The organism is bacterium (assembly GCA_035505375.1).
In the GTDB taxonomy this organism is placed as follows: Bacteria; Hydrothermota; Tepidihabitantia; order Tepidihabitantales; family Tepidihabitantaceae; genus UBA2258.
The window spans coordinates 46526-56440 of sequence record DATJQV010000028.1; the positions used below are offsets into that span (position 1 = coordinate 46526).

General features: G+C 59.7%; 11 protein-coding genes. 1 reads left to right on the forward strand and 10 read right to left on the reverse strand.

Translation table 11 applies throughout. The features are described 5' to 3' along the window. Positions 1 to 5: 5 nt before the first annotated feature. The 5 genes from VMH22_04630 to rpmA form a co-directional block, all read right to left on the reverse strand. Positions 6 to 734: a 4Fe-4S dicluster domain-containing protein gene (locus tag VMH22_04630; GenBank protein ID HTW90974.1), complete on the reverse strand. Its 729-nt coding sequence runs from the start codon at positions 732 to 734 to the stop codon at positions 6 to 8. Between the two features lie 72 nt (positions 735 to 806). After that, a complete protein-coding gene (locus VMH22_04635; GenBank protein HTW90975.1) occupies positions 807 to 1358 on the reverse strand; it encodes a Fe-S-containing hydro-lyase in 552 nt (183 codons plus the stop codon). Positions 1359 to 1367: 9 nt separating this feature from the next. Further along, entirely contained in the window at positions 1368 to 2210 is an 843-nt protein-coding gene (locus VMH22_04640; protein ID HTW90976.1) for a fumarate hydratase, read from the reverse strand. 56 nt (positions 2211 to 2266) lie between these two features. After that, the gene (locus VMH22_04645; protein HTW90977.1) at positions 2267 to 2956 is read right to left on the reverse strand and encodes an MBL fold metallo-hydrolase; all 690 of its coding nucleotides are present in this window, start codon (positions 2954 to 2956) and stop codon (positions 2267 to 2269) included. Positions 2957 to 3101: 145 nt separating this feature from the next. Further along, the gene (gene rpmA, locus VMH22_04650) at positions 3102 to 3359 is read right to left on the reverse strand and encodes a 50S ribosomal protein L27 (GenBank protein ID HTW90978.1); all 258 of its coding nucleotides are present in this window, start codon (positions 3357 to 3359) and stop codon (positions 3102 to 3104) included. A 212-nt stretch (positions 3360 to 3571) separates the two neighbouring features. On the opposite strand from rpmA, the gene VMH22_04655 reads away from it, so the two are divergent. Beyond that, positions 3572 to 3970, forward strand: coding sequence for a DUF5362 family protein (locus VMH22_04655; protein ID HTW90979.1), 399 nt, complete (start codon positions 3572 to 3574; stop codon positions 3968 to 3970). A gap of 220 nt (positions 3971 to 4190) precedes the next feature. On the opposite strand, the gene VMH22_04660 is transcribed toward VMH22_04655, so the two are convergent. From VMH22_04660 to VMH22_04680, 5 genes are all read right to left on the reverse strand, one after another. Then, on the reverse strand, positions 4191 to 5039 hold the full coding sequence (locus VMH22_04660) for a hypothetical protein (GenBank protein ID HTW90980.1): 849 nt from the start codon (positions 5037 to 5039) through the stop codon (positions 4191 to 4193). Positions 5040 to 5566: 527 nt separating this feature from the next. Then, complete coding sequence (locus tag VMH22_04665; GenBank protein ID HTW90981.1) at positions 5567 to 8236, reverse strand: beta-propeller fold lactonase family protein; 2670 nt, start codon at positions 8234 to 8236, stop codon at positions 5567 to 5569. Between the two features lie 81 nt (positions 8237 to 8317). Further along, positions 8318 to 8533: a hypothetical protein gene (locus tag VMH22_04670; GenBank protein HTW90982.1), complete on the reverse strand. Its 216-nt coding sequence runs from the start codon at positions 8531 to 8533 to the stop codon at positions 8318 to 8320. Position 8534: 1 nt separating this feature from the next. Next, positions 8535 to 9368 (reverse strand): KilA-N domain-containing protein, encoded by an 834-nt coding sequence (locus VMH22_04675; protein ID HTW90983.1) that lies wholly within the window; start codon positions 9366 to 9368, stop codon positions 8535 to 8537. 8 nt (positions 9369 to 9376) lie between these two features. Beyond that, positions 9377 to 9634, reverse strand: a complete 258-nt coding sequence (locus VMH22_04680) for a hypothetical protein (protein ID HTW90984.1) — start codon at positions 9632 to 9634, stop codon at positions 9377 to 9379. Positions 9635 to 9915 lie beyond the last annotated feature (281 nt).

The window sequence follows — 9915 nt, forward strand, 5'->3', positions numbered from 1 at the left end:
CCTCCTTACGGCTCGACGTCGCGCATCTTCGGATCGTAGAACAGAGCTGAGAGTTCAGCCTCGGTCATCTTGCACAGCTTGTCCAGCCCCGGGTCGAACTTGCCGGCCTTTGTCTCCTTCATCCTCTCGGCCAGGTGCGGCGACTTCCTAGCGACCTTGGCCCCGTAGAGCCGCCGCGCGAGCAGGGCGACGTTGTAGTGGACGATCTCGGCCGGGCAGCGGGAAGCGCACAGACCGCACATGATGCAGTCGAACGACATGTCCGCGACCTTCTCAACATCCCCGCGGATGGCGGCGTTGATGTAGCCCATCACGTCGATATCCTGCGGGCAGATCTTCGTGCAGGAATTGCAGGCGATGCAGCGCATGATCTCCGGATAGAATCGCACCAGCACCTGGGTGTTGGCCGGCTCCTTCGCGATGTCGTACTGCTTCTTGTTGGCCGGGTAGAACGGTATCTGGGTCAGAAACATTCCGTCCTCGACCACGGTCTGGCACGCGAGTCCGACCTTGAGCTTGTAGGAGTCTTTCGTGCGATAGACCGTGCCGCACGCGCCGCAGAACCCGCCGCGGCAACCGCAGCCGCGGATGAACCGGAACCCGGCGTACTCCATCGCCTTCATGATGGTCAGGTCCTTCGGCACTCTATACGCCTCGCCCATCACGCTGATGGTAATCAGGGAAGAGGGATCAGGGGCGGGGGACGAGGAGATTGCCGATTGTCGATTGCCGATTGCCGATTCGCGGACTTCTACGCTTTGGCTTTTGGCTTTTGGCTTTTGACTCTTGACTTGTCCCGCCATCGCCTAGTCCTTTCTGTATTTGGCCACGCCCTGCTGGTACAGATCGCCGCCGTACGTGTCGTTGATGACGATGGCCGGAAAATCCTCGACCTTGAGTTCTCGCACCGCCTCCGGGCCAAGGTCCTCATAGGCGATGACCCTGGCTTCTTTGATGGTTCGGGCGATGAGCGCGGCCGCACCGCCGACTGCGGCAAAGTAGACCGCGCCGTACTTCCTCATGGCGTCCAGCACCGGTTGGGTCCGGTTGCCCTTTCCAATCATCCCGCGCAACCCCTTCTCCATCAGCAGCGGTGAATATGCGTCCATCCGGTAGCTCGTTGTCGGCCCGGCCGAGCCGATAACCTGTCCCGGCTTGGCCGGCGACGGCCCGACGTAGTAGATGACTGCGCCGGTCAGTTCGAACGGCAGCTTCTCGCCCGCTTTCAGCGAATCGGTCAGCCGCTTGTGGGCAAGGTCCCGGCCGGTATAGATGGTCCCTGATATCAGGACCGAGTCCCCTGCCCTTAGATCCTTCACCGTCTCAGGCGTCAGCGGAGCCGTAATCTTCTTTGCCATGCTCGCCTCCTAGAGAGTGAACGACTGGTGCCGAGCCGCGTGGCAGTTGATGTTCACGGCGCAGGGCATCGTCGCTATGTGACACGGGAACGCCTCGATGAAAACCGCAAGCGCGGTGACCCGGCCCCCGAGCCCCTGTGGGCCGATGCCGAGCCGGTTGATTCGTTCCAGCAGCTCCTTCTCCATGTTGGCATAGAACGGGTCGGGGTGAGTCGAGCCGATTTCCCGGAGCAGAGAGTGCTTCGCAAGCATCGCGCACTTCTCGAACGTTCCGCCGATGCCCACGCCGACGATGATCGGCGGGCAGGGGTTGGCCTGCGAACGCCATACTCGGTCGAGGACGAACTTCGCGATGCCGTCTGCCCCGTCCGAAGCGGAGAGCATCTTCACCTCGGACATGTTCTCCGAGCCCCCGCCCTTGGGCTGGACCACTATCTTCAGGGTGTCGCCCGGCACGATGTCGGTGTAGATGATTGCCGGCGTATTGGTGCCGGTGTTCTTCCGGCGCAGCGGGTCCTCGACAATGGACTTGCGCAGATAGCCGTCCTTGTAGCCCTTGGCCACGCCCTGCTGGATGGCGTCGTAGAGCTCGCCACCCTGGACCCTGACCCCCGACCCCAAGTTCACCCAAACGACCGCCCAGCCGGTGTCCTGGCAAATGGGCATCATCTCATTACGGGCAATCTGCTCATTGTCCAGCAACTGGTTCAGGATGTCCTTGCCGGCAGGCGACTCCTCGACCTTGAGGCCGTCCCTCAACGCCTGCGCCACATCGTCGCCGAGCAGGCAGTTGGCGTCGATGCAGGACTGCGCGACCTTGTCCCTTATCGTCTCAAACTGAATCTCTTTCATCCGCGCCTCCATTCTGCGCCGCTAATCGGCAATCTACAATCGGCAATCTCAAATGTCTAGAGCGCGTGTTCCAGCACCCAGATTTCCGGCGTTGCGGGCAGGCTTCCGGTACTGACCTCGACCTCGGTTCCGAGCTTCTTAACGTCCGTCCGGCCCCGCGTGAACTCATCGACGCCAACGATGGGCAGGCCCAGCTTACCGGTCTTGTAGTGCATCGGGATCACGACCCGCGCACCAAGCAGCTCCGCGGTCTGGTGCGCTGCCGCCGGGTCAATCGTGTAGTACCCACCGACCGGTATCAGGACCACATCAACTTTGCCGATGACTTTGGCCTGCTCGGTCGGCACATGCCCGAGGTCGCCGAGGTGCGCCACCCGCAAAGGGGACATGACCGAAATGTCTGACATTTCGGATCGTGTCCCAAGCGTCACCGGATCCTCAAACACGAAGATGATGTTCCGGCCGCGCTGGGCCCCGTGCTTGTCGTCGTGGAAAGTGTCAAACCCGGTCACGCTCACGCCGCCTGCCTTGTGGCTGCCGGACGAGCGAATCGCCGCCGGTTTTCCCGGCACGCCCGCCACGTCGTTGTGGTCAAAATGGTCATGGCTGACAGTGACGAAGTCGGCAGGCTCCGTTATCCGCCCAAAGGTGATCCCGCCGCCGGGTGTGTACGGGTCGGTAACGATACGCGTGCCATCCGAAGCAGTCAGCAGGAATGCCGAATGGGCAAGCCACTTAATGCGCATACTAGTGACCAATGACCAAGCGCCAACTCCCAGTCAACGAGGAGCCGGTCAAGCCAGAATTCAGAATGCAGATACCAGAATGCAGAATGTCAGGACTTTCTGACTTCTGGTTTCTGGTTTCTGAATTCTGCACTATCCGGTCGGCCTATGCGGTGGGAACGACCGCCACGCGCTTCTTGTCCCTGCTGACGCGTTCGAACTTCACCTCACCGTCAACCAGGGCAAACAGGGAGTCGTCCTTGGCCCGGCCCACGTTTGCACCGGGCAGAATACGCGTGCCCCGCTGCCGGATGATAATACTCCCGGTCGTCACTCGCTCTGAGCCGAAAGTCTTGACTCCCAGCCGCTGCCCCGGGCTATTCCGGCCGTTCTTTCCTGAGCCGCCGCTCTTCTTGTGTGCCATACTGTGTTCTCCTCAAGCCCGCCACTTCTAGCTTCTAGAATCTGGCTCTGGCTTCTGAATTCGTCTGTTATTGTCACTCTTGGCTTTTTGCTTACCAGCCTTCGACCTGAAGTTGGGAATTATAGCCGACTGAGGCGGCGGAGTCAAACCGCCCCTCCTTGACTTTTCTCCCCGAGTCCCTAGCTTTAAGGCACAAACGCAAAGGAGATTGAATGGAAGCCAGCGCAGTTTTGTCAACACCGGATGCTCAGGCCCGCAAGAACGCCAAAGGGATGGCCGGTTGGGCCAAGTTCATGGGCATCATGACCATCATCGGCGGCTGTATGCAGGCCCTCACCATCTTTGGCATCGTCATCGCATGGCTGCCGATTTGGATGGGCGTGGTTCTGCTTCAGGCCGGATCCAAGGCCGGCGAATACGCCGACAAAGGCGACTTCGCCGCGCTCGACGGAATGACAGGCCAGCTCAAGACCTATTTCACGATCTCCGGAGTGATGATTATCGCCTCATTCGCGCTGGTCCTCATTGCCGTAGTCGTTTCACTTGTCTTGGTCGGCCTCGGCGTGTTCTCGATGCCGAGCCTCCTGGAAGCCATCCGGCACTACCGATAGCCGACAGGGCCGGGCGGGTCAGTAATCCAGGGCCGCGTCACGGGCCCCAGCCGTCCGCGCGGCAACCAGGTACCACGTCCTTCCGACAGTGCCCGGCCCGCCGATGCCGCCTGTCTGTAATCGACATACGCTCTCGGCTTGCGGCTCATGGCCTGCCGCTCCGCCAATCGCCAATCCAGAATCGTAAATCCAAAATGACTTGGGCCGTGTCAATAATCATCTACCTGTCCCCCGAATTCGCGAGGTCTTCTATTCGGCAGGCTTCGATGCGCGCACGCACGTCCTCTATTCCGGGTGCCGGGTTGCTCGCGGGGCGCAACATCGACTCCACCTTACGATTGTGATGCAGGATCATCCGCTTGCATCTAGCCCGTTGCTTCTCGTCCTGCGACGCCCGGTAGTAGTCCCGAACCGCGTTCTTGTGCTGCTCCAGTCGCTTCAGCCATGGCACGATGGCGGTATCCCGACGGCCAGCTAGGAACGGGGGCAGGCCAAGATAGTCGATGAACCACGTCTCGTCCTGCCGTTCGAGCCAATGGAAATCCCCAGCATGGCGCTTCGCTATCTCGTCATCGACTGCTATCCCCGACGAACGTGCTTTCTCTGATTTCAGCTCAATTGCCCGGCACAGCGCCGGGCCATAGACGGTCGCCTTCACAAGATTGCTGTAAACGAGCCCTGTCGCGACACCTCCCTGCACGAGGTGGCCTCTGCTGCAAAACGAAGCCTGAGCGTCCACCGCCCAGAGCATCTGGCGCCGTTCGACTGCATCCCAAGGTCCTTCTTGCTCTAGGTCAGGTTGCAGAAGAAGAACGCGCACAAAGGAGTCCCCGAGGACGTAGAAATGTATCTGAACTGCCGGAGTCTCGTCTGTTTCTGGCCTCAGTGCCCGAATCGCTGCCAGCGCCTTGAGTGGCTCAATCGGGCTGCGGCCCGGGTCACACATGCGACGAAACCCCAGAATGTCCGCGTAGACGACAACTCCCGGGCGCAAGCGCCCCAACTGGCACTTTCTCTCTTCTCGCTCCAGTTCGGCCATGTCCATGACCTTGGCTGATCGCGACGCCACCGGACCTAGCTAGCCAGATTCGCGGGGTCGTTCCCGAACTCCCCGCTCCTGGATGCACATTTGCAGCAACTGGTTTACTTCACAGGTGAGATTCTCGAATTCTGCCATCCCGCGGCCTCTTTCGAAGTTCGCTTCCATCCGCGCCAACTTGCCACGCATGGCGGCTATCAGGGGATGCGTCTCTCCGAGGATTCCGCACTGTGCCTCGTAGCTCTTCGTTAGGTGTACAAGTCCGTTGCTCTTCATGTCCGACTCAAAGCGCTCACGAGCCGGACTGGGCCGTCGTCTACCGTGATTGACCGGTCTGGGTGACGTGCTATCTACCTCGCCTGCTTTTCGCGGCCGTGAGTACTACCGTGGCGCGGATGCATCGCGGGCAACTCAGTCTCATCGCCTAAATCTTCATAGGGTTTCATGCTGTTGTCAAGCCGCATTTCTGCGCTACTGCGGCCTGCCTGAATGCGCGGAGCGGTTCAGTACGCCACAGCTCGGATGCGAGCTGGCGAAGCAGGACAGTACTGCGCCTGCTATCTCTGAATCACGACCTTGGTGACGGCCGACGGCCCGCGGTCCGCGGCTAGCCGTTCGACCCGTACAAAGTACACGCCGGCAGGCAGCTGGCGCACGTCGTTCGCTCCATGATGCAGAGCAGTGATCCGACGACCAGTCATGTCGAATAGCGAGATGTGGGTGGTGAATGGCGTGATTGGCAGCAGCAGCACGCCACGGACCATTGTAGGCATGCCCGTTATTCGGGCTTCAAGTCTGGTCGCTTCCTCGGTCGCGCCGGAGTAGGCCATTCGGTACAACGGATATACCTCAGTATTACCTGCAAACGGTGAACCAACTCCTAGATTGTTTGTGGTTGCCGCTTGGTCCTCTAGTGGTACGGCACAGACGAAGTTCTCTCCTAGTATCAGCGAGTCGGTGCCCCATTCGTAGGCCCAGCTAATCAAGTCGGTGCCTACGCCTCCGGTCACGTCGGCCCAGTCCCAAGGCAACTGCGTGGTCCCGACCCGGTTCAGCACGCCCATCATCGACGTCCGGCCGGGTGTCCAGCGGTTCACGCCTTTGCCGGTCAGGGGTGGGCGCGCGAGCAGGGTGGTATCGCCCGGCAGCCGGTCGAATACTACGCGCACCTTCGTGTCGTTGACCGGCGCATCCGCTATCACAGTCACGTCGTTGGTGCTGTAGTTCGCAACGTACATCTTGTTCGTGACTGGGTTCACAGCCACGGCACAGGGCTGTGAGCCCGTGGCCAACACGGTCGTGGCGTTGGTCGCACCGTCGATTATCGTCGCGTCGCCGCTGCCCTGGTTCGTGACATAGACCTTGTTCGCGACCGGGTTCACCGCAACGGCACAGGGCTGCGAGCCTACGGCCACCGTGGTTGTACCGTTGGTCGCGCCGTCGATTACCGTTACATTGTCGCTGCCGTGGTTTGTGACGTAGATCTTATTCGTGAGCTGATTCACTGCGACTGCCGATGGTTGCGCGCCCACGGCCACCGCGGTTCTGCCGTTGGTCGCGCCGTCGATAACCGTCACGCTGTCTGCGCCACGGTTCGCGACATAGATCTTATTTGTTACTGAGTTCACCGCCAAGGCACAGGGAGCGTCGCCGACGCGCACCGTTGTCGTGTCGTTGGTTGCGCCGCTGATTACCGTCACGTTGTCGCTGCCTTCATTCGCGACGTAGGCCTTGTCTGTAGCCGGATTCGTTGCCACAGCCACTGGTCCTGTGCCAGTGTTCACCGTGGTGGTGGAGTTGCTCGCGCCGTCTATCACCGTGAGAGTGTTGTCGTAGTTGTTGGCGACGTAAACTCTATCAGTGACCGGGTTCACTGCCACAGCCCAGGGGGTGTCTCCTGCATGCACCGTGATCGTATCATTGGTCGCGCCGTCGATCACCGTTACCGAGGCGGCGCCGGAGTTCGCAACATAGATTCTATTGGTGACCGGATTAACCGACACGGCTTGAGGAGAGGAGCCTACGGACACCAGCGTCGTATCGTTAGTCGTGCCGTCGATTACCGTTACGTTGTTGCTAGTCCGGTTCATGACGTAGGCGTAGCCAGTGATCGGATTCACGGTCACGGCACAGGGGTGCGTGCCAGCAGCCACACTGGGTATGCTGTTGGTCGCGCCGTCGACGACGGTCACAGTACCGGTCTCTACGTAGACCTTGTTTGTCACCGGGTTGACGGCCACAGCCCTAGGGTAGTGCCCGACGTGAACCGAGGTCGTGTCGTTGGTCGCGCCATCGATCACCGTCACTCTGTCGCTGTCCGGGTTCGTAACGTAGATCTTGTTCGTCACCGAGTTCACCGTCAGGTAATCGGTTCGCGAGCCTGTCGCCGCCGTGATCGTGTCGTTGGTCGCGCCATCTATGACTATGACCCGCGTGTTGTTGCCGCCGCCGGCATAGATCTTGTTCGTGGCCGGGTTCACAGCCACGTCATCGACGCCGGTGGGCATCGGCACCGTGGTAGGGATGTTGGTCGCGCCGTCGATGGCGGTTACGCTTTGGCTCCACTGATTTGCGACGTAGATCTTGTTCGTCACAGGGTTCACCGCTATGCCGTAGGGGTGTTGTCCTACGGCTACCGAGGTCGTGGCGTTGGTCGCGCCGTCAATCACTGTCACGTTGTTGCTTCCGATGTTCGAAACGTAGATTCTATTCGTGATTGGGTTCACCGCCAATGCAGCGGGCTGCGAGCCTGTATTTACCCGTGTTGTGTCGTTCGATGCACCGTCTATGACCGTCACGCAATCGCCATACTCGTTCGCGACGTAGACCTTGTTCGTTACCGGATTCACGGCCACGGCAATCGGGTAAGAGTCTACAGGCACTGTGGTCGTATCGTTGGTCGTGCCATCTATGACCGTCACTCTTCTACCATGGCTGTGCGCAACGTATACCTTGTTTGTGATGGGATTCACGGCGAATCTCACGGGATTCAGGTTCGTGGCGACTGTTGTAGTTGCGTTGGACGCGCCGTCGATTATCGTCACGTTGTTGCTGCTCTGGTTCGCGACGTAGACCTTGTTTGTGACCGGATTCACGCCCATACCGTATGGGGATGTGCCGACAGAAACCGTTGCTGTCACCCAGTCTGCTGACGCTACACCGATGCACGCGGTCAGGATCATGCAGGCTGCCCGCAATCCGAACATGTGACCTTTCATGTGTCTCATTATTCCCTCCCAGTCAGGTTCCGCACGGCTCGTACTCCGCCCCCATGCGTACCTAGGAAGTGCGGACATCCGTGTTCGCCGTTAACAAGATAGTGGGACAGTCCTTGACGTCAAGGACCAACAGAGCCAACAGAGCCGGGCGGCTTGGGCAAAGCGTGTGTCCTTGCCTAGGAACTGCTCGTAGACCTGGCCGCGTACATCCGCGGGCGTGACCGAGAATTCGTACGGGCTGGCCGGGTAGTAGAGGTTGCCGAGGATGTCTTTGAGCGACTTGTCGTCGATGTCGATGGTGAGCACGCTACCTTTTGAGCTGTTTGACCGTTGGGGCGGCCATCAGAACCTGCATCTGGCGGATGGCGATCTCGTTGAGCCGTCTGAGCCGCTCTCCCTGGACGATGCCCATGTTGATGAACTCGGCATTCATGCCTTCGATGTTGGCCAGCACCAGCAACTGCTCGACCGAGGCGTACTCGCGCATGTTGCCTGCCAGCTTTGGGTTGGCGTCTCGCCACTGCTTCGCGGTCTGGCCGAACAGGGCGACGTTGAGCACGTCGGCTTCGTTGGCATAGGTGATGGCCGACTGGGCGGGCGTGACGACCGCCGGAATCAGGTGCGCCTTGATGGCGTCCGTGTGGATGCGGTAGTTGAGCTTGGTAAGCGTGCGGTTGAGATTCCACGCCAGCGACAGACGGCGGTTCTCATCCGCCTTGAGGCGCTGAAACTCCTTGATGAGGTAGAGCTTGAACTCGACCGATATCCAGGAGGCGAACTCGAAGGCGATGTCCTTGTGGGCGTAGGTGCCGCCATAACGACCGGCCTTGGAGATGATGCCAACTGCGCCTGTCGCCTCAATCCATTGCTTGGGTGTAAGGGCGAAACTATTCAGCCCGGCCTGGATTCTAATCCCGTCGAATTCGACGGGTTTGAAACCCGGGTTGTTGAGCCGTTCCCAGACGCCGAGGAACTCGACCGTGTTGCGGTTCCGCAGCCAGTTGCGAATGAGGTCGTCGGTGTGCTCTGCGTTCTTGTACCGGGCGATGTCGGTCAACGAGATGTAGTCTTCGTCCTTGCGACTAAGAACGGTGACGGAACTGCCTTTGACCTCGATTGTCGCTTTGCTGTTCTCAGTCATGAAGCCTCCTATGCAGCGAACCGTTTCATGGCGACGTTGACCTCCGGGGCCTTGGTCGAGACGGCGACCTTGATTGACTCCTCGTGGATGACCGGCCCAAGGAAAGGGCGAACGCCGAATGCCGAACTTTGAATCCTCAGACCAGAGCGATTCAGGAACTCGGCGCGGAGTTGTTCTTCTTTGTAGTCAGGGGACAGGAAGACCTTGCGGTCACGCGAGAACCGCTCGACAAGGTCAGCCACCAGTGCGGGAGGAGAAGCTCCCATTGAGGCTCTAGGATAGGCTTCCGCCGACACAAGTCAAGCAGACGCGGGGACGCGGGCTTATCGCTTCCGGCTGACGGCTTACGGCCAGCAACTTCCCCCTCACCCTTTCCATCTCCCGCGAGTGGCGAGGGGATTCCGAACCTTGGTGAGCGCTATAGGATTAAGCCTGTGCTGAGCGATCTATTGGACAAGAAGGCTGTCTCGCCTTCAGATGGTAGTAAGCAAGTGTCCGAAATGGTCTACCATCGAAAGGAGACAGCCATGACCGCAAACAGCCTAAT